This is a genomic window from Xaviernesmea rhizosphaerae (genome assembly GCF_001938945.1).
GTDB lineage: Bacteria > Pseudomonadota > Alphaproteobacteria > Rhizobiales > Rhizobiaceae > Xaviernesmea > Xaviernesmea rhizosphaerae.
Window position 1 is genome coordinate 381,839 of record NZ_MKIO01000041.1, and the last position, 23,618, is coordinate 405,456.

Genomic DNA, 23,618 nt, shown 5'->3' on the forward strand with positions numbered 1-23,618 from the left:
CGCGGATGCTGACGGCCTCCCCTCTTGATGGCAGGCACGCGCTCGTCACCGGCGCCGGCAGCGGCATCGGCGCGGCGATCGCCCGCACGCTGGCCTCCGCCGGCGCCAGGGTGACGCTGGCCGGCCGGCAGCGCGAGCCGCTCGACGCGCTGGCCGAAGAGATCGGCGAAGCGAGCTTCGTGGCCGACGGGTTCGACGTGACCGACGCGGCAGCGATCGCCCGCGGTCTGGATGCGGCCCGCGCCGCCTTCGGCCCGGTATCGATCCTCGTCAACAATGCGGGGCAGGCGCCGAGCGCGCCCTTCGAGAAAACGAGCGCCGAGATGTGGAACCATGTGATCGGCGTGGACCTCACGGGCGTCTTCCAGGTCACCCAGGCCGCGCTTCCGGCGTTGAAGGCCCATGGCGAGGGCGCGCGCATCATCAACATCGCCTCCACCGCCGGGTTGACGGGCTATGCCTATGTCTCCGCCTATTGCGCCGCCAAGCATGGCGTCATCGGCCTGACACGAGCGCTGGCCCTTGAACTGGCGAAGAAGGGGGTGACGGTCAATGCCGTCTGTCCGGGCTTCACCGACACCCCGATCATCCGGCGCTCCATCGCCACCATCGTGGAGAAGACAGGCCGCAGCGCCGAGGAGGCGCTGGCCGAATTTACCAGATCCAACCCGCAGGGCCGCCTGGTGCAGCCGCAGGAAGTGGCCGACACGGTGCTCTGGCTCGCCTCACCGGGGGCGGGCTCCGTCACCGGACAGGCGATCGCGGTCGCCGGCGGCGAGATCATGGCGGGCTGAGGCGGGGATGATGGAAACAGTCTCGAAACTCACGGGCGGCGGCCGACCTCATCTGCCTGCCGGCATTTTTTCCCAAAGGGAAGAAGTGATGGTGTGGCTGGCGTCCTGCGGCGCTTCTTCGTCATCCCCGGGCCTGACCCGAGGATCCGCGCGGCACACGCAGAGTCTGCGGCTGCGGATACTCGGGTCAAGCCCGAGCATGACGGGTGCGGGGTTGGGCCTCCTCTCCCCCACGGGGAGAGGGCAGGTTGAGCGGGCTTTCGCGCGGCCCACGGCACGTCTGACGCCCACCGAATTCAATCAGAGAACAGAAGAAGACATGGGAGCCTAGACGATGCCCTTCACCATTTCCAAGCCAATGCGCTTCGGCGATTGCGACATGACCGGGATCGCCTATCACCCGGCCTATCTCTCCATGCTGGTGGACGTCAACGAGGCGATGTTCGCCTCCTTCGGCGTCACCTGGAAGGAGATCATGTTCGAGCGCAAGCTCGGCCTGCCGACCGTGACGCTGAACCTCGAATTCAAGAAGCCGGCCGTCTATGGCGACGTGCTCGACTTCGCCGTGCATGTGCGCGCCATCGGCCGCGCCTCGCTGGATCTCGAAACCATCGTCACCGTCGCTGGCGACGTCATCTGGACCGTGCGCCAGCGCATCGTCATGACCTCGCTTGCCGATCACAAATCCCATCCCTGGCCTGACGACGTGCGCGCAGGTCTGACCCGCTATCTGGAGCCTTCCCATGATGCATGAAATCATCCAGCCCGACGGCTGGGCCAAGCCCATCGGCTATTCCAACGGTATCAGCGCGCGCGGCCGCATCGTGCAGGTCGGCGGGCAGATCGGCTGGGACGCGCATTGCCAGTTCCACTCCGACGATTTCGTCGACCAGGTGCGCCAGACGCTCATCAACATCGTCAGCGTGCTCGAGGCGGCGGAGGCCAGGCCCGAACATCTGATCCAGATGACCTGGTACTTCACCGACCGCGTTGCCTACAAATCGCGGATGAAGGAGATCGGCGCTGTCTATCGCGAGATCATAGGCCGGCATTTCCCGCCCATGGCCGCCGTGCAGGTGGTGGCGCTGATGGAAGACCGCGCAAAGATCGAGATCCAGGCGCTGGCCGTCGTTCCCGATTAAAAATAAAGTCGAGGAGGAAACATCATGAACATGAAGGTCATGCCCGTCATCACCCGCAAGGGCCAGGAAGACAGAGGCACCGGCCAGTCCGGTGGCTGCGTGCGTGTCTCGGGCGTCGGCCCGCAGCATACGCCGGCCACCAAGATCTGGTTCGGCAAGGTCTCCAACGATCCGGGCTATCGTTCCTATCCCCACCATCACGGTGAGGCCGAGACCGGCGGCTATGTGCTGAAGGGCAAGGCGCGGATCTATTTCGGCGAGAACTGGCAGGAATTTCTCGACATGGAGGAAGGCGACTTCATCTTCGTGCCGCCGAACTGGCCGCATATCGAGGTGAACATGTCCACCACCGAAGAGCTGGTCTGGCTGACCACGCGCACGCCCGACAACATCGTCGTCAACCTGCCCGATGTCGATGACAGCGTGCTCCAGGGCTTCCGGCGCGCCTGACCATGAAGCTCCTTCGCCATGGCCCGGCGGGCGCCGAAAAGCCCGCCCTTCTCGATGCCGACGGCAAGATCCGCGACCTCTCCGGCATCATCCCCGACCTTGCCGGCGATGTCCTGTCCGATGCCGGGCTCGACCGCCTGCGCGCGCTCGACGTCCGGAGCCTGCCGGTGATCACGCCGGAGCGGATCGGCGCCTGCGTGGCCGGCACGTCGAAATTCATCTGCGTGGGCCTCAACTATGCCGACCATGCAAAAGAAACCGGCAAGGCCCCGCCGGAGGAGCCGATCCTGTTCATGAAGGCCACCACCGCTATCATCGGCCCGAACGACCCCGTGGAAATTCCGCGCGGCTCGAAGAAGGCGGATTGGGAAGTGGAACTCGGCGTCGTCATCGGCACCCGCGCCAAATATGTCAGCGAGGCGGATGCGCTGTCCCACGTCGCCGGCTATTGCGTCATCAACGACGTGTCCGAGCGCGCCTTCCAGTCGGAGCGCGGCGGGCAATGGACCAAGGGCAAGAGCCATGACACGTTCGGCCCCACGGGCCCCTGGCTGGTGACGCGCGACGCGGTGGCCGACCCGCAGAAGCTGGCGCTGTGGCTCGATGTGGACGGCCAGCGCCGCCAGACCGGCAACACCGACACGATGATCTTCGGCGTCGCCTATCTGGTCAGCTATATCAGCCGGTTCATGACGCTGCTGCCCGGCGACATCATCGCCACAGGCACGCCGCCCGGCGTCGGCATGGGCATCAAGCCCGAGCCGGTCTTCCTGCGCGAGGGACAGGTGATGACGCTCGGCATCGAGGGCCTGGGCGAGCAGCGCCAGACCACCATCGCCGCGAGGGACTGAGCATGGCCGAGATCACCCAAGGCTCCGGCACACAAGCCTCCCTCCCCAAAGGCTCGCTCCATGGCCGTCTCGCGCTCGTCACCGGCGGCGCGCGCGGCCAGGGCGAGGCCGAAAGCCGTCTCTTCGCAGCTCAGGGCGCGGCGGTGCTGATCGCCGACGTTCTGGCCGAGGAAGGCCGGGCGCTGGCGGCGGAGATGACCGCCGCCGGCCACGAGGCCCGCTTCCTCACTCTCGACGTGACCGATCCCGAAAGCTGGGCGGGCGCGGTGGCTGAGGCGAAGGCATGGAAGGGACGGCTCGACATTCTCGTCAACAATGCCGGGATCATCAACCGCACGCTGATCGGCGACACGGCGCTCGACGCCTGGGAGAAGGTGCTCCGGGTCAACCTCACGGGCGCCTTCCTCGGCATCCAGTCGGTGAGCGCGCTGATGGCGGAAGGCGGCGGCGGATCGATCGTCAACATCTCCTCCAACAGCGCCTTCTCGGGCCATTACGATCCGGCCTATACCGCCAGCAAATGGGGCCTGCGCGGGCTGACCCGCAGCGCCGCCATGGAGCTTGCGGGTAAGAACATCCGCGTCAACGCGGTCTGCCCCGGCCTGGTCGTCACCGGGCTCAATGCCGCGAGCCCGCATCTGAAACCCATGATCGACATGACGCCGATGAAGCGCTCCGGCAAGCCGGAGGAGATCGCCGAGCTCGTGCTCTTCCTCGCCTCGGATGCTTCGAGCTTCATCACCGGCGAGGACTTCGTCATCGATGGCGGCTTCACCGCCGGCGCCGCCTACCGCCGCGTCGCCAGCGAAACGGGCATCATCAGGGACTGAACGGGACCACTGAACGGGACCTGAAAGAGCGCCGCGCGCTTCGCCACCCGCCTCTGCGCCGATGGAGGCGGGCGCAAAACCATCCGGCACAGGCGGGCCGCTGTCGCGCGGCCCGCGCGGACGCGCTTTACTCGGCGGCCTGGGCGGTGCCGGCCTGGAGATAGTCGGCCACGGCATCGACTTCGGCAGCGGCGCCGAAGACCAGCGGCACGCGGGCGTGATGGCCCGTGGGCACCAGATCGAGCAGCGGGGTCACGCCATCGGTCGCCTTGCCGCCGGCCTGTTCGACCAGGAAGGCGATCGGGTTGCATTCATAGACATGGCGCAGGCGGCCCTGGGCATAGCCGGGGCGAGCATCGCCGACATAGAAGAACAGGCCTTTGCGCTTGAGAATGCGGTGGAGATCGCCGACCAGCGCGCCGAGCCAGCGCATATTGTAGCTCTTGCCACGCGGGCCGGCCTTGCCGGTCCAGCAATCCTCGACGAAGCGGCGCATGGCCGGCGCCAGATGCGGGGTGACCGAAGCGTTGAAGGCCAGTTCCTTGGCATCGCCGGCGAGCGAGGTGGCGCTGCCGGTGATGAGGAAGGTCTGCTGCGAGGGGCTGAAGGTGGCGAGCACCACGCCATGGCCGACGGAGAAGCCGAGATCCACCGTATGGCCATAGGAGACATAGCCGGCGGCGATCTGCCGGCGGCCGGGCACGAGGAACGGGTCGTCGCCCTCGGCCGGCAGAATCGAGAAGATCGTGCCGAGCGGCGCACCGGTGCCGACATTCGACGAACCATCCAGCGGATCGACCGCGACGGCCAGACGGCCGCCGGCCTTGCCGATCACAGGCGCTTCGGCCTCCTCCGACAGGATGATGGCGACGCCGGCCTCGGTCAGAAGCTCCACGAACAGGTCATGCGAGGCGACGTCGATGCGCTTCTGCGTGTCGCCATCGGTGTTGGAGCCAGCCGGCAGGCCGGGATCGCCCGGCAGAGCGCCTTCGGCGATGCGGGCCGCCAGGCGGCGTGACGCTTCCAGGAGCGCCCGGATCACGCCGGCAACCTCGACCTTCGCGCCATCCTGCCCTGCCCAGTCGGCAAGGTAGCTATCCACCATCGCCGCCTTCGGCGGCATCACGTCACCTTCCAGCCTCAGCCCGTCATCCACCGCCTGCAGCGCCATCGAAACCTCCTGATCGTCGAACCGATTGAAGACGGGCATTCCCGCCAAAACGCCCTGCCTGCCTGGCGGGCGGCAGGGACACTGATCCCGTTTTACAGATGTTGTGCGACAGCGAAAGCAGGCGAAAGAGGCCTTGCAGCGCAAAAATCGGTTTAAATTTTTCCAAATCGATTGAAAGTTTTTCGTGTCGGCAAGGCAGTCTATCCACGGGCTGCAATAGGCGATCTGATGCACAGCGCCCTGTGAAGACACCTTTCCCAAGCGCTTGGGTTTTGATAGGATCAAGCGAGAATGCCGACAGTGCTGACATTGGCAGGCTTGCGCGTCGTGATCTATCCGAACGACCACCGGCCCGCGCATGTACATCTGATCGGCAGCGATGCCCACGCCGTCTTCATCATGAACTGTCCTGACGGGCCGGCGCAGCTGCGAGAAAGTTTTGGCTTCGCCAAACCCGCGCTGACGCGCCTTGCCAGAACGCTTGATGAGCACAGAGCTGAGCTTTGCGCAGCATGGAGGCGTATTCATGGAGATTTCTGATCGTGATTTCGCGGCGGCCGTACAGCGCGGTCAAAAGGCGCGCAGCGATTTCGTTGCGGCATCCGCACGCTACGACGCCGGGGCTCATGCCCTTGTCGTCGTTCTGAGCAACGGCGTCTTCGTCGGATTTCCCGTGGAAAGGCTCGAAGGTCTGCAAGGCGCAGATGCCGCACAATTGGCGCATGTGCGTGTGGAAGCCGGTGGTCTCGGCCTTCATTGGCCAGATCTCGACGCTGATCTTTATGTTCCGGCGCTGATGGAAGGCATTTTCGGCTCACGCACGTGGATGGCGGCGCAGCTCGGCGCCTCGGGTGGTCAAGCCAGATCGGAGGCGAAAGCGAGCGCCGCAAAACGCAACGGCGCCAGGGGCGGTCGTCCCCGAAGGGCATCGGAAGGGTGATCTGATCACGAGCTTCGCGCGTCGATACGATGCGGAGGCAGCGAGCCCCGATAACTCTTACCGCCCCAGAAGCCGGCGGGCGGTGCCTTCGTCGGTGATGAGCCCGTACAGGCTGTGGCTGTGGAGCACGGCGCGGATCGCCTCGGTCTTGGCCTGGCCGCCGGCGATGGCGACGATGCTGTCGTCCCGTCCGGGGGAGAAGCGGGCGGCGAGCGTGCGGTGGGAGACGGAGGTGTCCAGCATGCGGCCATGCCGGTCGAAGAAGTGGCCGAGCATCTCGCCCACCCCTCCCCGTTTCGCGACATCGTCGATCTCGTCCTTTTCCAGCATGCCCGACTGAAACAGCCGCGCGGCATAATCCACCGTGCCGATGCCGACCAGTTTCAGATCGGCATTTTCAGCCAGACGGAACACCTCGCGCACGCCCTTCTGGGCGAGCAGAACCTGCCGGTCCTCCTCGGTGTTGGCGAAGAAGGGCACGGGCATGACATAGGCCTGCGCCCCGGTCTTCTCGGCGATGCGATGCATCACATCATAGGGATTGGCGGCATAGTTGCGCGTGAGGCCGCCCAGCAGCGAAACGAATTTCGTGCTGCCGGCCGACAGGCGCGGCAGAAGATGTACGGCGGCCGACAGCGTGCTGCCATGGCCGAGCCCGATCACCCGGCGCTCGCCGCGCTCGATCTCGCGGCGCAGGAAGCTCGCGCCCATCTGCCCCAGCGCGGCCAGAACCTGGGCGTCGTCCTCGAGATCCGGCGCCACCTCGCAGAAGGCCAGCCCATATTGCGCGGCCATCTCGGCCTCCAGCGCCACGCATTCGGCAATCTCGCCGTCGATCGTTACCTTGACCACGCCATCGGCAACGGCCCGCGCGATCAGCCGATGCGCCTTGACCGAGGGCACGCCGAGCTTCTTGGCCACCGCCGACTGCGTGAGGCCGCCGACATAATGCAGCCAGGCGGCGCGAACGGCGAGCGATTGTTCGTCATCGGTCATGTCGGCGGCGGTCCTTTCACGCCTCGCGGCAGCCAGTCGGGGCCGCCGTCAGTCGGGGCCCTTCATCTCGAAATCAAAATCATCGTCCACCGAGACGCCCTGCGGACGCTCCCGACCATGGCGGATAGCGAGGATAACGATCTCTCCGGGCCTCACTTCATAGTCAACGAGATAAGGCCCCATAACGAACCGCAGGACGCCAGGCACCGGCATCTCGTCCGTCTGCTTTCCGATCGCGGGAAAGCGCTTAAGATTCCGCCGCTACTGCTTCAGGTCATCGAGAAAGCGCTGCGCAGCCTTCGGGCTGTTCGCACCGAGATAAGCAACTTCTCGCCTGATTGTGCGGGCAGCGCTTGGCGCAAGCGTCAGCTTCAAGCGGCTGCACCCTTTCCGGCGCCTTCCATTTCCCGGATCACGGCATCCAGATCCTTACCCCTGCCCTCATCGACGTCGCGCCGGTCCTGTGCAAGCTCGCGTATCTCGCGCCCTTCCGCCGCCAGATAAGCCTTCAGCGCCCGCACGAACACCCAGCTGCGGCTTCGCTCACAGATGGCAGCGATCTCTTCCACCTCGGCCAGGACGTCCAGCGGCAGGCGCATCGTGATCGGATCGGACAGCTCCCGTTGCGGCATGGCTTTTTCCTCCTTTTGTAATACAATGAGGATAGGTCATGATCGGGGGCCCGTCAAATCCGCCGGATCAGGCGGCACCGGCGAAAAGCGTTTCCCTCGCGTCTTTACAGCGTCAGATCGGCCGCCCCGGTGTCGATATGCGGGGCCCAGAAGGCCACGCTTTCGGCGATCTGGTCCACCACCTGCCGGTCATTGGGCTCGCGCTCCTTGAAGGAAAGTTCCAGGCAGATCTCGTTGTCGACGGCCCCGCCTTCTTCCAGCGCAGCGAGCAGGGGCGCGGGCTGGATGCGGCCGCGGGCGTTGAACTCGGCGGTGAAGGGCCGATGGCCGCCCTTGTCCATCAGGCTCTGCTTGATGTGGATGATAGGCGAGACCTTCGGCACCGCCCGCGCCCAGGCATAGGGGTCGTAATCATCGGGGTTTGCGGAGGTCACGTCGCCATGGTCGATATCGGCCATCATCCACATGGGCACGGCCATGTTGGCCGCCGTCAGCCGTTCCTGCAGCGAGAGGCAGGCTTCGATCGTCTCGCCGAATTCGCGGCTGATGCTCATCGGCTCCCAGAAAATGTAGGAGAGCCCGGCCGCCTTGGCCTGCTCGGCCACCTCGGCCCAGCAGTCGATGGCGATCTTGATCAGCTCCTCGCGCCGGGCGGGATCGTCATAGTCGCGATAGGTGAAGATGGCGAATTGCGTGCCGACCGACTGGCCGCCGAGATCGCCGATGATGTCGGCGAAGGTGCGAAACCAGTCGACATAATAGCGGCGCACGTCGCGGTCGGGATGACCGAAATGGTTGAGCCGGCCATAGGGCCCGGTCATGCCGGAGGTGACACGCACGCCCGTGCGCTGGAGCGCCGCTCCCATCTGCCGCGTCAGCCGGCGGATCACAGGGGCCGGCCAGCTCGGATTGATGAATTCATGCGTCAGCTGCAGGTCGCGCAGCTTGAGATCGCGCGCCACCATCTCGATGAGATCATCAGGATCGGCATAGCGATTGACCAGCGGATTGGTGTTGAGCGAGAGGGTGAGCGCCATGTCGGTCTCCGGGATGATGCAAAGAGGATGGGGCGGCTTACGCCGCGATCAGCGTGGAGCCGCGTGCGGCGAAGGCAGCGGCCACCGGCCTTGACCGTCTCTCATCTGAGAGACATATTTCTCGACGTTCGTGATGCCGCGGCAGACGTGGCAGCGAGAGGGCGACAAGGAGGGATCCGGCCATGACCTCATCGAAAATGCTGCACATCCGCGTGGATGATGATCTGCGAGAGGACGCGACCGCCGTTTTCGCCTCGCTGGGCCTGTCCATGTCGGAGGCTGTCCGACTTTTTCTGCACCGCGCCGTTGCAAGCCAGGGCCTCCCGCTCGAACTGAAGGTTCCCAATGCCGCGACGCAGGCGGCCCTCTTGGAGGCGAGACAGAGGCGCGAAGCGCGGACAACGCGCTTCGAGACAGCCGAGGCCCTGCTTGCCGATCTCGCCCAGGACCGTGACGAAGACTGAAAGATCGGGGACGGCGCATGAAAAAGACGAGTGCGGATCGCCGTGCGCCGCTGCCCCGCCGCTCCGACTATACGCGCGCCTTCAGGAAGGACTGGGCGCACTACAGCAAGGCCGGCAAGGCGGATCTGAACCGCGCCATTGAATTGATGGCGCTGATCATTCTGAAGAAGCCGCTCGGCGCGGAATGGTCTGACCATGAACTTTCCGGCAAGGAATGGGATGGGGCACGGGAGGCGCATATCGGCGGCGACTTTCTCCTCATCTATCTCTGCGACGACGACAGCGTCGATTTCGTCAGGCTCGGATCGCATTCGGAACTGTTCGGACGCTAGGGAGCATCGGACTGGAGATCGTACGCGGTCCGATGCTCTGGAATGTCGCTTCTTGCATCGGATTTTTCCGAAAACCGGTTCCCACTTTTCGGTCCGATGCCCTAAGGCCCCGCCCCTCACGCCGCCTGCGCCAGCTCCGCCTCGAACCAGTCGGCAAAGGCCGTCTGCTCGGCGGGGCTCATGCGCAGGCGCTCCTTGGTGCGGCGCCAGGTGATGTCCTCCGGCGCGCGGGCCCATTCCTGCGCAACGAGATAGCGGGCCTCGGCCTCGTAGAGATGGCCGCCGAAATGGCGCCCAAGGCCCTCAAGGCTGGTGGCGGCGCCGACGAGTTCGCGGGTGCGGGTGCCATAGAGCCGGCCGTAATGATGGACGAGTTCGCGCGGCATCCAGGGATAGGCGGCGCGCAGCGTTTCAAAGAAGGCGACGAAATCGGCATCGGGCAGATCGCCGCCCGGAAGCGCACTGCCGGCTGTCCAGTCCGGTCCCATGCCGGGGAAGGTCTTGGCCAAGCGCTGCAGCGCATGTTCGGAGAGCTTGCGGAAGGTGGTGATCTTGCCGCCGAAGACGTTGAGCAGCGGCGCTCCGCCGGTCTCATCAAGGTCGAAGACATAGTCTCGGGTGACCGCCGAGGGGTTGCCCTTGCCGTCGTCAAACAGCGGGCGCACCCCGGAGAAGGTCTCCAGGACGTCGGAACGGCGCAGCTTCTCCTTGAAGTAGCGGTTGACCGCCGCCAGCAGGTATTCCACCTCGCGCTCGTCGGCGCTTACCTGTTCCGGCGCGCCCTCATAGGGGATGTCGGTGGTGCCGATCAGCGCCTTGTCGCCCTCATAGGGGTTGATGAAGATCACCCGCTTGTCGTGGTTCTGCACGAGATAGGCATGCTCTCCGCGCCAGAACTTCGGCACGATGATGTGGCTGCCCTTGACCAGGCGCACCGAGCGCGAACTGTTGGCGCCGGCCACGCGGCCGATCACGTCATTGACCCAGGGGCCGGCGGCATTGGCCACCGCGCGGGCCGTGACCTTGGTCACGGCGCCGGTGCGGGTGTCGCGCAGTTCCGCCCGCCAGATCCCGTTGTCGCGGCGGATGGAGGTGCAGGCGGTGCGGGTGAGGATGCGCGCGCCGCGCTTGGCCGCATCCAGCGCGTTGAGCACCACCAGGCGGGCGTCGTCCACCCAGCAGTCGGAATATTCAAAGGCCTTGACGTATTTATCGTCGATGACGGCGCCTTCGGGCGCGCGCCGCAGATCGATGGACCGCGTGCCGGGCAGGCGCTTGCGGCCGCCCAGATGATCGTAGAGGAACAGGCCGAGACGCACGAGCCAGGCCGGGCGGTCGCTCGGGCTATGCGGCAGCACGAAGCGCATCGGCCAGATGATGTGGCTGGCGGTGTTGAGCAGCACCTCGCGCTCGATCAGCGCCTCGCGCACCAGACGGAACTCGTAATATTCGAGATAGCGCAGACCCCCATGCACCAGCTTGCCGGAGCGCGAGGAGGTGCCCTCGGCCAGATCGCCCTTCTCGCACATCAGCACTTTCAGCCCGCGTCCGGCCGCATCGCGGGCAATGCCGGCGCCGTTGATGCCGCCGCCGATCACCAGGAGGTCGAGTGTTTCGCTGTCCATGATCCGTCTCTCCTCGCAAGATCCTCGCGGCGACCCCTGAAGGGGCGCGGGCATCCTGCCTGTTCAATCCCGTTGTGCCGGTCGCTCACGCCACCGAGCGTTCGTCTTCTGTGGTCGTCGCCGGACGCGCCGAGAGCGTCTCCCAGCTCGGCGCGATGCCCTGGCGGATCTGGCGATAGGCGGTGTAGAGCCGGTCCATGCGGGCGGCCTCTTCGGCGGCCGGCGGCTCGGCCTGGCCAAGGCCGGGGTCCACCCAGTCGGCAATGCAGGCATCCATGGTCGGATAGGCGCCTATCGCCACAGCCGCCATCATCGAGGCGCCGGCAGCACCCGCTTCCTCGCGATGGCTGACGCGCACCGGCGCGCCCACGGCGGCCGAAAGCGTGCCGCGCAGCGCGGCCGAGCGCGCGGCGCCACCGCTCAAGCGCAATTCGGGCGGCAGCGCGCCCATGGCGGCGTAGCAATCCCGCGTCGCCAGCCCCAGCCCCTCCACCACCGCCCGGACCAGATCGGGAAAGCGATGGCGAACCGAAAGCCCGCTGAAATTTGCCCGGGCACGCGCATCAACGAAGGGGCCGCGCTCGCCCGCCTCGGAAATATAGGGGTGATAGACCAGATTGCCGGGGCGCGAGGCCGCCACCCAGGGGTCGATCCGGGCGATCATGTCGCTGAGCGACACGGTCTGCCCGAATTCGGCCAGGAGGTCGGCGCCCATCTGCAAGAGCCAGTCGAGATTGATCGTCGCGCCCATATTGGTCTGCACCTGGGTGACGATGCCGGGGATCGGCAGGCAGATGACATAGCCCGTGCCCTCAGCGTTCAGCACCACATCCTCGACCGCCTTGGCACGCATATGCACGCCGGTGGAGCCGATCGCCGAGCAGGCGGCGTTCTGCCCGCCGCTGCGCACGCCGGCGCCAAGCGCGGTCATGACCATGTCGACATAGCCGAGGCACACGGGGGTTCCGGCCAGGAGCCCGCAGGCGGCGGCGGCTTCAGGCGAGAGCGGATGCAGCACCTCGGTGCCCTCGACCACCTGCGGCAGCAGCGCGCGGCGATGGGAGAGACCGAGTGCGGACAGAACCGTGTCGTCATAACGCCGCGTGCGGAAATTGCCGAAGGTGAAGCTCACCTCGGACGGATCGGTTGCGCGCACGCCGGTCAGGTTCAGATAGAGCCAGTCCTTGCAATGCAGCGCCACTTCCGCCCGGTCGAGCAGATCGCGGGCGAAGCGGTCCATATGCGCCATCTGCGCGCCCTGCTGGCAGGTGTTGAGGCCCGTTCCGGTTGCCTCGAAACGGGCGCGATCAGCGCCTTCGCCGGCCAGCCTGTCCACCGTCGGCGCCGCGCGAGCATCGAGCCAGAGCCAGGCATCGCCCACGGGGCGGTTGCCCGCGCCCACCAGCCAGGTGCCGTCGCCCTGCCCCGTGACGGCGATGGCCGCCACGCGCTGCGCGAGATTGTCGATGCGCGCGCCAAGCCCTTTGAGCGCTGCCACGCAATCGACCCACGTCTGATCGAGCGACTGCGTCGCCGAACCATCCTCGCCGGTGACATAGGCATTGCGGGCCGACGCGCTGGCGACCTGCCGACCCTGCAGCGTGAAGGCAACCGCCTTCATCACGGAGGTTCCGGCATCGATGCCGATGATGAGATCCCTGGTATCAGCCACGCGCGCAGGCTCCAGCCAGCCGGCCGGCTCCGCTTTTCGCCCGCATCAGACGGGACAGACCTATCGCTGCCATGTCATGCCTCCCGATTGTCCTTCTGCCCGCCTGTCCTGGCCTGCGCGCCCATCGAAAGGGTAGCTGAGGCCTGTCGCCTGACCCCTCCTCCGGGGCCGATGGCGTCTGACTTTTGCTGCGGGATCTTTGCCTTGGTTTATATCACAGTTATCCCATTTGTATCGGAAAATTTTTCTCGCTCTGCATTTTTTTTCAGATATGATTCAAGGCATAGGCGGATGGCGGGAGGCGGAAGCGCTGCGGTTGTGCCTCTTGAAGCAAGTTCCCGCTGCGGCTGCTTCAGCGGTAAAGCCGTGCGGTGCACAGCGCAAATACTCCTGCAAAAACAAATGCTAGGGCGAAATTTGCCTGACCGTCACCCGCCTTCGGCAATGCAGAACAGCAGCTGCGGGAGATGTTTGCAGCGCCACAGAAACCGGCAGAACATCTCTCTGCAGCGACGCTTCCAGACAGAGACTGCCGCAAAATCGGCAAGAGGCCCCGTTGACATCAGGTGATATCTTATCATAGCTTTGGCGTCAGATATCACACAGAGCCGTTCGATGGGCTGTGCGAGTCGGGCAGCGGGAGGAGAGCCGCCGCCCTTGAGGAGGAGATCCAGCACCATGACATATTGCGCAAGCTTCGCCCCGTTCCGGCCCGCTCAGTAAGACAAGACTGACGAAATGCGGCTGCGATCGGCGGCCGGCATTTCCTGCGTCCTGTCTTGCCCCTCGCGCTCCATGGCGGCGTCCCCTTTTCGCAAGGGCGCGGCCGGGGCGCATGGCCGCCCGCCTTTGCCGGCGTGGCATCCCCCTTTTCCCGCCGCTCTCTTGATGCGTGCCGCACGTCCCAGTTCAAGGTCACCTGCTCATGACTGACAGCATCAAAACTGCCTCTTCGCCGCCGGCCCCCGGCCGCCTGCGCCTTGTCGGCGCCGTGGCGCTCCTGGCCCTCGTCGCTGCCATGGCCTATGACACGCGCGTCGTCACCATCGGCTCCGAGCATGATGTGCGCGAGCAGGGCTTCTCGGCAGAAGCCTTTGGCGCCAAGACCTTCCCCGAGGTGAAGGCCGATATCGAGAAGCGTGCGGTCGATGCCGTGGAGCTGGCAAAGGCGCTGGCTGCCGACAAGCAGGCGGCTGCCGCGAAATATGGCGTGGCCGGCGGCACCGGCCCGGTCATCCCCGTCACCTTCACCGGCGTGGTGGGCGAGCGCAAATCGAACTTCAACGTGGTCGCGGTCGAAGGCCTGCCGCCGGAGCTGACCGTGCGCGTGCAGACCGGCCCGGCACTGAACGGCACCGAGCTGCGCGATGCCACCGGCACGATCTCCTTCGGCCAGTTCACCAACCAGATCGAATATCAGGACGCCGGCTCGGCGCTGAACAACGAGGTGAAGAAGCAGGTGCTCGCCGGCATCGACCCCAACGCGCTGACCGGCAAGACGGTAACGGTCACGGGCGTGTTCCGCCTGGTGAACCCGAAGAGCTGGATCGTCACACCCGTGCGCTTCGAGGTGAAGGGATGACCTCAGCGCCGAAAACGGGCGAGGTCGTCCTCGCCGCCCGCGACATCGCCAAGTCTTACGGCTTCATCCAGGCACTGAAGGGCGTGAACTTCAACGTGCACAGGGGCCAGGTGACCACGCTGTTCGGCGAGAACGGCGCCGGCAAGTCAACACTCATGAAAATCCTTTCGGGCGTGGTGAAACCCACCTCCGGCGAGATCCTGCTCGACGGCGCGCCCGTCGTGTTCGCGTCATCCTCCCAAGCGCGCGAACACGGCATTTCCATCATCCACCAGGAGCTGAGCCTCGCGCCCAATATGAATGTGCGCGACAACATCTTCATGGGCCGCGAAATCCGCGGGCCCGCCGGTGTGAATTTCGCCGAGGAAGAGCGGTTGACCCGGCTTCTCCTGGAAGAGCTGGAAGAAGACATCGATCCGCTGACGCCGGTGGAAGAGCTGCGGCTCGGCCAGCAGCAGATCGTCGAGATCGCCCGGGCCCTGTCGGTCAATTCGCGCATCCTGATCATGGACGAGCCGACCTCGGCGCTGAGCGCATCGGAAGTGGAGGTTCTCTTCAAGGTCATCCGCGATCTGAAGGCGCGCGGCGTCTCGATCGTCTACATCTCCCACCATCTGGAAGAAGCGCTGCAGATCACCGACCATGCGGTGGTGCTGCGCGACGGCGCGATGACGGCCTATGCGCCGCGCGCCGAGATCGATCTGGAATGGATCGTCCGCAATATGGTGGGCGAGAATTTCGACCTGGGTTCGCCGCCTTCGGGCTATTCCATGGGCCCCGTCGCGCTGTCGATCGAGGCCCTGACGCTGCGCGACCGCAAGGCCGATTACAACGTCGTCGACCAACTTTCACTCGATGTGCGCGAGGGCGAGATCGTCTGCATCTACGGGCTGATGGGCGCCGGACGCACCGAGCTTCTGGAAAGTGTGGCCGGCCGGCTGGCGCCCACCTCGGGCCGCGTCCTGCTCAAGGGCCGCGACGTCACCGGCCATTCTATCGCGCAATGCATCGCCGAAGGGCTGGTGCTGGTGCCGGAAGACCGCCAGCGTGACGGGTTGGTGCAGACCATGTCGGTCGGGCGCAACCTGTCGCTCGCCAGCATCGGCACCTTCACGCGCGGGCTCTTTACCTCCTTTTCGCGCGAGGCGGAGCTCGTCGACGGGTCGATCCGCAATGTCCACATCAAGACCGATGGCGGCGCGGCGCCGATCGGCTCGCTCTCCGGCGGCAATCAGCAGAAGGTGGTGATCGGCAAGATGCTCGCCACCCAGCCGGAGGTGATCCTGCTCGACGAGCCCTCGCGCGGCATCGACATCGGCGCCAAGGCCGAGGTGTTCAAGCTTCTGGCCGAGCGCGCCCGCAAGGGGCTGGCCGTGGTCTACACCACGTCGGAAGTCGGCGAGTGCCTGAGCATCGCCCACCGCATCCTGGTGATGCGGCGCGGCCGCATCGCCGCCGAATTCGGCCCCGACGCCACCAAGGAAGAGATCATGGCCGCCTCGGGCGAGGCCGTAGTCGCCCATGCCTGAAACGGTGCCGGATGCGCCCTGAGCCGGGGCGCCGCCGGCCTTTGAGAGAACAACAGCCTGAGGCGCCGGCGGTCCCTTCGCGATCGCTCCCGCCTTCACGACGCGCCTGAACGAGGAACGATCATGTCCGCACCCACCAACATCGCCTCCGCCGGCAGCACGCCGGCGAAACCGGCACCGGTCCGGCGCAAGAAGAGCCTGGTGGAGCTGCTCTTCGAAGGGCGCGCCTTCTTCGCGCTGATCGCCATCATCCTGGTGTTCTCCTCGATGTCGCCGAACTATTTCACTGTCGGCAACTTCCTGATCATGGCCTCGCATGTCGCCATTTTCGGCCTGCTTGCCATCGGCATGCTGCTGGTCATCCTCAATGGCGGCATCGATCTGTCCGTCGGCTCGACTCTGGGTCTGTCAGGCGTCATCGCCGGCTTTCTGATGCAGGGCGTGCAGCTGCAGCAGCTCGGCGTCATCCTCTATCCGCCGGTCTGGGTCGTCGTGGTGCTCACCTGCCTGCTCGGCGCCGTTGTAGGCGCTGTCAATGGCGTGCTGATCGCTTATTTGCGGGTTCCTGCCTTCGTCGCCACGCTCGGCGTGCTCTATGTGGCGCGCGGTATCGCGCTCCTGATGACCAATGGCCTCACCTACAACAATCTCGGCGGCCGTGCCGATCTCGGCAATACCGGCTTCGACTGGCTAGGCTTCAACCGGCTCGGCGGCGTGCCGATCGGCGTGCTGGTGCTCGCTCTTTTTGCCGTCATCTGCCACATCCTGCTGACGCGCACCGCCTTTGGCCGCTGGCTCTATTCCTCCGGCGGCAATGAGCGCGCGGCCGAGCTTTCGGGCGTTCCGGTCAAGCGGGTGAAGATCATGGTCTATGTGCTCTCGGGTGTCTGCGCCGCCGTGGCCGGCCTGGTGCTGTCCTCGCAGCTGACCTCGGCCGGTCCCACCGCCGGCACCACCTACGAGCTGACGGCGATCGCCGCCGTCGTCATCGGCGGCGCGGCGCTCACCGGCGGGCGCGGCACCGTGATCGGCACGATGCTCGGCGCCTTCGTCATCGGCTTCCTGTCGGATGGCCTCGTCATCATCGGCGTCTCCGCCTATTGGCAGACGGTCTTCACCGGCGCCGTCATCGTCATGGCCGTCCTGCTCAACAGCATCCGCTACGGCCGCCGCTAGGCCGGCCTGGCGACCCCTGCGGGCAGGCTCAGCCCCCCGCCCCCGATTTCCCCAAGGCCGGCGCGAAAGCCGGCCGAGGAAAGCCTGCCGGCCCCGGCGGGAGAAGGCGCTTCCTGACAGAAGCCGCCGTTTGAGGACCGGGCCCCGGTTTCATCGTCAAGCTCATCAAAGGGAGAGAGAGCATGTTCAAGAAAGGTATGCGCGTCGTTCTGGCCGCCATCACCGTGGCCCCGCTTCTGGCGAGCGTCGCCTGGGCCGAAGGCCTGGTGACGATCATCGTCAACGACCCGTCCAACCCCTATTGGTACACCGAGGGCGAAGTCGCCAAGAAGACGGCCGAAAAGCTCGGCTACAAGGCTTCGGTGTCCGCGCATAAGGGCGACACCAACACCGAGAGCAACCTGGTCGACACGGCGATCACCAACAAGTCCGTCGCCATCATCCTCGACCCCGCCAATGCCGATGGCTCGGTGGGCGCGGTGAAGAAGGCGGTTGCCGCCAATATCCCGGTCATCCTCGTCAATGCCGAGATCAACCAGGAAGGCCTCGCCAAGGCGCAGCTCGTCTCCAACAATGCCCAGGGCGCGGCACTCGGCGCACAGGCCTGGGTCGAGGCCGTCGGCGAAAAGGGCAAATATGCCGAGCTGTTCGGCAACCCGGCCGACAACAATGCCGCCACCCGCTCCAACGGCTATGAAACGGTCCTGACGCAGTATCCGGATCTGGAAAAGGTCGCCCGCGAAGTCGCCAACTGGAACCGCACCCAGGGCCACGACAAGATGCAGTCCATGCTGCAGGCGCATCCCGACATCAACGGCGTGATCAGCGGCAATGACGAAATGGCGCTCGGCGCGATCGCCGCGCTGAAGGAAGCCGGCAAGCTCGCCAACATCAAGGTCGGCGGCTTCGACGGCTCTCCGGATGCCGTTGCCGCCATCAAGGCCGGCGAACTGCAGTACACCGTTCTGCAGCCCGTCGCCATCTTCTCGGAAGAAGCCGTGAAGCAGGCCGACAATGTGATCAAGACCGGCAAGACGGGCGCAGCGAGCGAAAAGCAGCTGTTCGATTGCCTGCTGATCACCAAGGACAATGTCGCCAAGTACTCGGCGCCCTTCGTTCTCGACAAGTAACAGTCTGTCCAATCATCGCCGTTGGCCGCCTGCAAATGCCAATTTCTGCGCTTCCGGTGCTCACGTACCTTAAGTACGCTGCGCTCCGGTTCTCGAAATCACCATTTTCGTCAGGCCAACAGCAATTCTTGAACAAACTGTAAGGCGGACCCGATGGACCGGGCGGCGCAAGTCGCCCGGTCCTCCCTGCCGGCCCCGCCGCAGTGCTTTAAAGTCAAGATTGCCCTTGGCCTCGATGCCGACGGCGCGCTACCACCCTCCTGATCGTTGGATTTCATGGCGACCTCTCTCCCCTCAACGCCCAGCGCTTCGCGGCCCGTGTCGCCGCTGGCGGCCGATGCCGGGCGGGATGGCGCGGCGAAGCGGGGTGTTGATGTGAACGACAAGGTCGATGTGGCCGAATTTCTCGCGGAGAAGATGCCGAGCGACAGCCGCCATGCGCGCCAGATCGCCCGGCGCCAGCTGATCGCCCAGGCCGTGATCGCCGAGGGGTCGCTCAGGATCGAGGATCTGACGGAACGTTTCGGCATCAGCCTGATGACGGCGCATCGCGATGTCGACGAGCTGGTCAGCCGCGGCCTGTTCCGCAAGACCCGTGGCGTCGTCTCGGCCGCGCCCACAAGCCTGATCGAATCGAGCGACGTCTACCGCGCCACCCGCCAGGCGCGCGAAAAGAAGGCGATCGCCGAGGCCGCCATGCGCTTCGTCGAGCCGGGCCAGGCGATCTTCCTGGATGATTCCACCACGGTGCAGCAGATGGCCGCGCTGCTGCCGGCCAAGGTGCCGCTGACCGCCATCACCAATTCGCTCGTGCTGATCAACGAGCTGAAGGAGATCCGCGATCTCACGCTGATCGGCCTCGGCGGCCAGCTCTATAATTGGTGCAATGCCTTCATGGGGCACATCACCACCAGCGAGATCCGGCGCCTGCGCGCCGATACCGCCTTCATCTCCATGGCGGCCATCACCGATGACATCGTCTTCCACCAGTCGCCGGAGATGGTGGAGACCAAGCGGGCCATGTTCGACTGCGCGGCACGGCGCATTCTTCTGGCCGACAACACCAAATTCGAGCGCCGGGCGCTGCACCGCTTCGCCGAGCTGACCGAGTTCGACGTGGTGATCGTCGATGAGGCCACGCCGATCGCGCATCTGTCGCGCATGCGCTCCAAGGGCGTGAACGTGATCGTGGCGGAAGGCAGCCCGCAGGCCTGACGGCGCTGATGACCAGGCCGCCGGATCGGCGGCCTGAAGACGAAATCCGTTCCGGCGGCCCGCCGCCGGATGGAGCGCGAGCGGCGGACGGAACGGAAGCCCGGCCGCCGCTCGACTGATCTTCGGCCGGAGCGTGGCAGCAGGCGAGAGGCCTGCGGCGGCCCGGCGGGGCGGCGACAGATTTGGACAATGACACCGGCGGGCGCGCAAAGCGCGCGGCGAACGGACCCTTCTGCGCGCCCTTGTCCACAACGATTGGCGAGGCGCGGCAGCGGGGAGCAGGAGGAATAACCCATGCCCAGTCTTAACGGGCCCATCCTCATCGGGATCGACAGCGGCCTGACGGTGACCAAGGCCGTCGTCTTCGACGCGGCGACCGGCGCGGCGCTGGCGATCGCGCGGCGGCGCGTGCCGCAATCCATTCCGGCGCCCGGCCATATCGAGCGCGACATGGATGGGCTCTGGGCCGCGAGCGCGGCGGCCATTCGCGAAGCGCTGTCCGCCTGCGGGCGCCCCGCAGGCGATGTGCTGGCCGTGGCGGCCACGGCGCATGGCGACGGCATCTATCTCCTGGACGCAGCCGCCCGCCCGCTCGGACCGGCCATCGTCTCGCTCGACACGCGCGCGGCCGCGCTTGCCGACCACTGGAACGACGGCGCGGTCGCAGACGCGGCGCTGTCGCTCACCGGCCAGCGCCCGCATGCCTCCGCCCCGTCCGCTCTGCTCGCCTGGATCAAGGCGCACCAGCCGGAACGCTACGCCCGGATCGGCCATTTTTTCGCGGCCAAGGACTGGCTGACCTTCTGCCTCTCCGGCACCATCGGCACGGACCGCACCGAGGCCAGCACCTCCTTCACCCGCGTCGACACGCAGGATTATGACGACGCGGCCTTCGCCCTGTTCGGCCTTGAGGACATGGCGACCCGGCGCCCGGCCGCCGCAGGTTCCGTCGAGATTGTCGGCCGGGTGACGGCGCAGGCCGCGCGCGCCTGCGGCCTTCTGGAAGGCACACCCGTCGTCGCCGGCCTGCATGACGTGACCGCCTCCGCGCTCGGGATCGGCGGCTATGGCACGGGCGTGGCGGCCGTGATCGCCGGCACCTATTCGATCAACGAGACCGTCTCGACTGTGCCGAAAGTGGACCCGCGCTGGTTCTGCCGCAACGGCATTCTGCCCGGCGAGTGGAACGCCATGTCGATCTCGCCGGCCTCGACCGCCAATTACGACTGGTTCATCGACCAGCTTTGCGCAGCCGACAGCGCGGCGGCGATCTCGGCCGGTGACAGCATTCACGCCCGGCTGGCCGTTGAATTCGACCGGGCGCGGGCGCGGCCCTCCAGCGTGCTGTTTCATCCCTATCTGTTCGGCTCGCCCTTTGGCGGCGCCTCCAGCGCCGGCTTCTATGGGCTGAATGCCTGGCACGAGCGTGCCGATCTCGTGCGCGCGGTGCTGGAAGGCATCGCCTTCAATCACCGCATCCATGTCGAGGCGCTGGTGGACGGTTTCCAGCCGACCTCCGTGCGGCTGACGGGCGGCATTTCCCGCAATCCCGCCATTGCCGGCCTGTTTGCCGATGTGCTCGGCCTGCCGGTGACGGCCACCGCGACGGAAGAGGCCGCCGCCTGGGGCGCGGCGCTCTGCGCCGGGGTCGGCGCCGGCGTCTATGCCAGCCCGACCGCCGATCCGCGCGATCTCAAGGCGATCGAAACCGTGACGCAGCCCGACCCCGAGGCCCAGGCCGCCTACGAGGAACGCTACCAGCTGTTTTGCGAGATCGCCCGCACCATGCAGCCGCTCTGGCCGAAGCTTCGGGCGCTCGGCGCCCCTCCTCTCCAGCCCGGCTCTGATGAGCAAGGAGCCGCCCGATGATTGCGCTCGCGCAGACCCGCATTCCCGACGAGGGCGCCGAGACGGTGCGCGATGTCGATGTCCTGATCCTCGGCGCCGGCATCAATGGCGCGGGGCTCTTCCGCGAGCTCTGCCTGCAGGGGCTCACCTGCCTGATCGTGGAAGCGCGCGATTACGGCGCCGGCACCAGCGCCGCGCCCTCGCGGCTGATCCATGGCGGCATCAAATATATCGAGACGGGCGAACTCTCGCTCGTCGCCCAGTCGACGCTGGAGCGCAACCTGCTCCTGCGCAATGCCCCCCATTGCGTCGAGCCGCTGCCGACCTTCATCCCTGCCTTCTCGCTGATGAAGGGCGCTTTTGCCGCCCTGCGCACTCTGTTCGGCTCCACCACCGCGCCGCGTTCGCGCGGGGCGCTGCTGATCAAGATCGGCCTGGCGCTTTACGACATGTATGGCGCGCGCCACCGGGTCATGCCCCGGCACCGCTTCTTCTGGCGCAAGGCAGCGCTGAAGGAGATGCCGGCGATCACCCCGCGCATCGCCGCCGGCGGCCTTTATTACGATGCCAAGATCTCCCGGCCGGAGCGGCTGGTCTATGAGCTGGTGGCCGATGGCCTCGCGGCCGCGCCGGATGCGATGGCGCTGAACGACACGCATCTGATCGGGCGCGAAGGCGGCGTGCTGATCTTCGAGACGGGCGCAAGCGGCGGAAACCGCCCGTTTCGGGTGCGGCCAAAGGCCGTCGTCAATGCCGCTGGCCCCTGGATCGACCGGGTGAATGCCGCGCTCGGCAAGCCGACGAAAATGATCGGCGGCACCAAGGGCTCGCACATCCTGCTCGACCATCCCGAGCTGGTGAAGAGCCTGAAGGGGCGGATGATCTATTTCGAGGCCGATGACGGCCGGATCTGCCTGGTCTATGACTATCTCGGCCTCGCCATGGTCGGCTCCACCGACATCAAGGCCAGCGATCCGGATGCGGTCCGCTGCGAGGATGACGAGATCGATTATTTCCTCGCCAGCCTGCGCTCTCTGCTGCCGGGCATTCCCGTCTCGCGCGCGCAAATCGTCTATGCCTATTCCGGTATTCGCCCCCTGCCCGCCTCCGATGCCAGCCAGCCGGGCCTGATCAGCCGCGACCATTCCTCCCCGGTTCTCGAAGCCGAGGGCGACCGGCCCTTCCCGATCATCTCGCTGGTCGGCGGCAAATGGACCACCTTCCGCGGCTTTGGCGAGGAGGTGGCCGACAGCCTGCTGAAGCGGCTCGGCCGCAGTCGCACCACCGACACCCGCCATCTGGCGATCGGCGGCGGCAAGGATTATCCCGCCGACGAGACGGCGCGGGCCGCCTGGATCGCCGCTCAGGCGCGCGCGAGCGGCCTTGCACCCGCCCGCCTCGCCGCACTGCTATCGCGCTATGGCACCACCGCCGCCGATCTGGCCGCGACGCTTGCCGGACGGACGGATGGCGCCGAGGCGCGCGCCCCCGTCTTAGACACGGCGCCGGAGCGGATGCTCGAGCACGTGCCCGGCTATAGCGCGCAGGAAATTGACTGGATCACCCGCCGCGAGCAGGTGGCACACCTCGCCGACCTCGTCCTGCGCCGCACGACGCTGGCGATCGAGGGCCGCCTCACCCAGGCGGGGCTCGACGAGATCGCGGCCATCGTCGGCGCGGCGCTTGGCTGGGCCGACAGCCGCCGCCGGGACGAAGTGGAGGCCGTCAGCCGGCAGCTGACAGCCGTCAACCGCGTGCGATTGTAAGCGCGACATCACGGATGAGCACCCGGGCGGGCAGTCCCGCCCGCCGCACGCTTCCCGGATTCAAAACGCCGCAGGAGCGGCCGGCGCGCTCTCGCACCGGCCGCTCCTGCGGCGTTGTGGCTTTCAACAGATCCGGTGAGGCAAAATCGCCGCCGGCGAGATCCTTACGGCCCGGATCCTTAAGGCGGGCATCCTGACGTGACGAGCGGCGCGGTCTTGCCGCGCCACCCTTCAAGTTCTTACTGCATCACATCCTTCAAAAGCCGGACCGGGCTTTCGCTGCGATGCCCTGGGCTCAGAACTCTTCCCAGTCGTCCTGCTTCAGCGCGGCATTGCCGTGGGTGGCCGCCGGGCGCGGTGCCGGCTTGGCGGCGGCGCGGGCAGGCGCACGGGGCGCGGCCGGCGCACGAGGGGCGGCAGGCGCATGGGCGGGTGC

Annotated in this window: 23 protein-coding genes and 1 pseudogene; 17 read left to right on the top strand and 7 right to left on the bottom strand. The window is 66.3% G+C overall.

Annotated elements, in window-relative coordinates; genetic code table 11:
• Nucleotides 1-5 precede the first annotated feature (5 nt).
• From BJF92_RS22600 to BJF92_RS22625, 6 genes are all read left to right on the top strand, one after another.
• Nucleotides 6-794 (top strand): SDR family NAD(P)-dependent oxidoreductase, encoded by a 789-nt coding sequence (locus BJF92_RS22600; RefSeq protein WP_075636983.1) that lies wholly within the window; start codon nucleotides 6-8, stop codon nucleotides 792-794.
• 334 nt (nucleotides 795-1,128) lie between these two features.
• Nucleotides 1,129-1,548 carry an acyl-CoA thioesterase gene (locus BJF92_RS22605; RefSeq protein WP_075636984.1) on the top strand — a complete coding sequence of 140 codons (420 nt, stop codon included), beginning with the start codon at nucleotides 1,129-1,131 and terminating at the stop codon, nucleotides 1,546-1,548.
• Entirely contained in the window at nucleotides 1,541-1,936 is a 396-nt protein-coding gene (locus BJF92_RS22610; RefSeq protein ID WP_075637045.1) for a RidA family protein, read from the top strand. The genes BJF92_RS22605 and BJF92_RS22610 overlap by 8 nt, the downstream gene beginning before the upstream one ends.
• Before the next feature lie 24 nt (nucleotides 1,937-1,960).
• Nucleotides 1,961-2,386: a cupin domain-containing protein gene (locus BJF92_RS22615; protein ID WP_075636985.1), complete on the top strand. Its 426-nt coding sequence runs from the start codon at nucleotides 1,961-1,963 to the stop codon at nucleotides 2,384-2,386.
• Between the two features lie 2 nt (nucleotides 2,387-2,388).
• Nucleotides 2,389-3,237, top strand: coding sequence for a fumarylacetoacetate hydrolase family protein (locus tag BJF92_RS22620; RefSeq protein WP_075636986.1), 849 nt, complete (start codon nucleotides 2,389-2,391; stop codon nucleotides 3,235-3,237).
• 2 nt (nucleotides 3,238-3,239) lie between these two features.
• The gene (locus tag BJF92_RS22625) at nucleotides 3,240-4,067 is read left to right on the top strand and encodes an SDR family NAD(P)-dependent oxidoreductase (protein WP_075636987.1); all 828 of its coding nucleotides are present in this window, start codon (nucleotides 3,240-3,242) and stop codon (nucleotides 4,065-4,067) included.
• A gap of 127 nt (nucleotides 4,068-4,194) precedes the next feature.
• On the opposite strand, the gene BJF92_RS22630 is transcribed toward BJF92_RS22625, so the two are convergent.
• The gene (locus BJF92_RS22630; RefSeq protein ID WP_075637046.1) at nucleotides 4,195-5,238 is read right to left on the bottom strand and encodes a class 1 fructose-bisphosphatase; all 1,044 of its coding nucleotides are present in this window, start codon (nucleotides 5,236-5,238) and stop codon (nucleotides 4,195-4,197) included.
• Nucleotides 5,239-5,529: 291 nt separating this feature from the next.
• Here BJF92_RS22630 and BJF92_RS22635 point away from each other — a divergent pair, with 291 nt between their 5' ends.
• The gene (locus BJF92_RS22635; RefSeq protein ID WP_075636988.1) at nucleotides 5,530-5,778 is read left to right on the top strand and encodes a DUF4160 domain-containing protein; all 249 of its coding nucleotides are present in this window, start codon (nucleotides 5,530-5,532) and stop codon (nucleotides 5,776-5,778) included.
• Entirely contained in the window at nucleotides 5,765-6,178 is a 414-nt protein-coding gene (locus BJF92_RS22640; RefSeq protein ID WP_075636989.1) for a DUF2442 domain-containing protein, read from the top strand. The genes BJF92_RS22635 and BJF92_RS22640 overlap by 14 nt, the downstream gene beginning before the upstream one ends.
• A 57-nt stretch (nucleotides 6,179-6,235) precedes the next feature.
• On the opposite strand, the gene BJF92_RS22645 is transcribed toward BJF92_RS22640, so the two are convergent.
• The 4 genes and pseudogenes from BJF92_RS22645 to BJF92_RS22660 all read right to left on the bottom strand — a co-directional run bounded on the left by BJF92_RS22645 (nucleotide 6,236) and on the right by BJF92_RS22660 (nucleotide 8,843).
• On the bottom strand, nucleotides 6,236-7,174 hold the full coding sequence (locus tag BJF92_RS22645; protein ID WP_075636990.1) for a sugar-binding transcriptional regulator: 939 nt from the start codon (nucleotides 7,172-7,174) through the stop codon (nucleotides 6,236-6,238).
• Between the two features lie 48 nt (nucleotides 7,175-7,222).
• Nucleotides 7,223-7,417: pseudogene (locus BJF92_RS26180) on the bottom strand (type II toxin-antitoxin system RelE/ParE family toxin); the annotation flags it as partial.
• Nucleotides 7,418-7,545: 128 nt separating this feature from the next.
• Nucleotides 7,546-7,806: a CopG family ribbon-helix-helix protein gene (locus BJF92_RS22655; protein ID WP_075636991.1), complete on the bottom strand. Its 261-nt coding sequence runs from the start codon at nucleotides 7,804-7,806 to the stop codon at nucleotides 7,546-7,548.
• A gap of 104 nt (nucleotides 7,807-7,910) precedes the next feature.
• Nucleotides 7,911-8,843: a sugar phosphate isomerase/epimerase family protein gene (locus tag BJF92_RS22660; protein WP_075636992.1), complete on the bottom strand. Its 933-nt coding sequence runs from the start codon at nucleotides 8,841-8,843 to the stop codon at nucleotides 7,911-7,913.
• Between the two features lie 182 nt (nucleotides 8,844-9,025).
• Between BJF92_RS22660 and BJF92_RS22665 the strand changes: the two genes are divergently transcribed.
• Nucleotides 9,026-9,307, top strand: coding sequence for a type II toxin-antitoxin system RelB/DinJ family antitoxin (locus tag BJF92_RS22665; RefSeq protein WP_198931578.1), 282 nt, complete (start codon nucleotides 9,026-9,028; stop codon nucleotides 9,305-9,307).
• Between the two features lie 17 nt (nucleotides 9,308-9,324).
• The gene (locus BJF92_RS22670; RefSeq protein ID WP_075636993.1) at nucleotides 9,325-9,639 is read left to right on the top strand and encodes a type II toxin-antitoxin system YafQ family toxin; all 315 of its coding nucleotides are present in this window, start codon (nucleotides 9,325-9,327) and stop codon (nucleotides 9,637-9,639) included.
• Between the two features lie 116 nt (nucleotides 9,640-9,755).
• Here BJF92_RS22670 and BJF92_RS22675 read toward each other — a convergent pair whose 3' ends face one another.
• Both BJF92_RS22675 and BJF92_RS22680 read right to left on the bottom strand, forming a co-directional pair.
• Nucleotides 9,756-11,267, bottom strand: a complete 1,512-nt coding sequence (locus BJF92_RS22675) for a glycerol-3-phosphate dehydrogenase (protein WP_075637048.1) — start codon at nucleotides 11,265-11,267, stop codon at nucleotides 9,756-9,758.
• 82 nt (nucleotides 11,268-11,349) lie between these two features.
• Nucleotides 11,350-12,936 carry an FGGY-family carbohydrate kinase gene (locus tag BJF92_RS22680; RefSeq protein ID WP_075636994.1) on the bottom strand — a complete coding sequence of 529 codons (1,587 nt, stop codon included), beginning with the start codon at nucleotides 12,934-12,936 and terminating at the stop codon, nucleotides 11,350-11,352.
• A 925-nt stretch (nucleotides 12,937-13,861) separates the two neighbouring features.
• On the opposite strand from BJF92_RS22680, the gene BJF92_RS22685 reads away from it, so the two are divergent.
• The 7 genes from BJF92_RS22685 (at nucleotide 13,862) to BJF92_RS22715 (ending at nucleotide 23,182) form a co-directional block, all read left to right on the top strand.
• Complete coding sequence (locus tag BJF92_RS22685) at nucleotides 13,862-14,518, top strand: DUF2291 family protein (protein ID WP_075636995.1); 657 nt, start codon at nucleotides 13,862-13,864, stop codon at nucleotides 14,516-14,518.
• On the top strand, nucleotides 14,515-16,047 hold the full coding sequence (locus tag BJF92_RS22690) for a sugar ABC transporter ATP-binding protein (protein WP_075636996.1): 1,533 nt from the start codon (nucleotides 14,515-14,517) through the stop codon (nucleotides 16,045-16,047). Before BJF92_RS22685 ends, BJF92_RS22690 begins: the two co-directional genes overlap by 4 nt.
• A gap of 123 nt (nucleotides 16,048-16,170) precedes the next feature.
• Nucleotides 16,171-17,223, top strand: a complete 1,053-nt coding sequence (locus BJF92_RS22695; protein WP_075636997.1) for an ABC transporter permease — start codon at nucleotides 16,171-16,173, stop codon at nucleotides 17,221-17,223.
• Nucleotides 17,224-17,405: 182 nt separating this feature from the next.
• Nucleotides 17,406-18,353, top strand: a complete 948-nt coding sequence (locus tag BJF92_RS22700) for a D-ribose ABC transporter substrate-binding protein (RefSeq protein ID WP_075636998.1) — start codon at nucleotides 17,406-17,408, stop codon at nucleotides 18,351-18,353.
• A gap of 417 nt (nucleotides 18,354-18,770) precedes the next feature.
• Nucleotides 18,771-19,568 (top strand): DeoR/GlpR family DNA-binding transcription regulator, encoded by a 798-nt coding sequence (locus tag BJF92_RS22705; RefSeq protein ID WP_075637049.1) that lies wholly within the window; start codon nucleotides 18,771-18,773, stop codon nucleotides 19,566-19,568.
• Between the two features lie 294 nt (nucleotides 19,569-19,862).
• Entirely contained in the window at nucleotides 19,863-21,437 is a 1,575-nt protein-coding gene (locus BJF92_RS22710) for an FGGY-family carbohydrate kinase (protein WP_075636999.1), read from the top strand.
• Nucleotides 21,434-23,182, top strand: coding sequence for a glycerol-3-phosphate dehydrogenase/oxidase (locus BJF92_RS22715; RefSeq protein WP_075637000.1), 1,749 nt, complete (start codon nucleotides 21,434-21,436; stop codon nucleotides 23,180-23,182). The genes BJF92_RS22710 and BJF92_RS22715 overlap by 4 nt, the downstream gene beginning before the upstream one ends.
• Nucleotides 23,183-23,618: the final 436 nt, after the last annotated feature.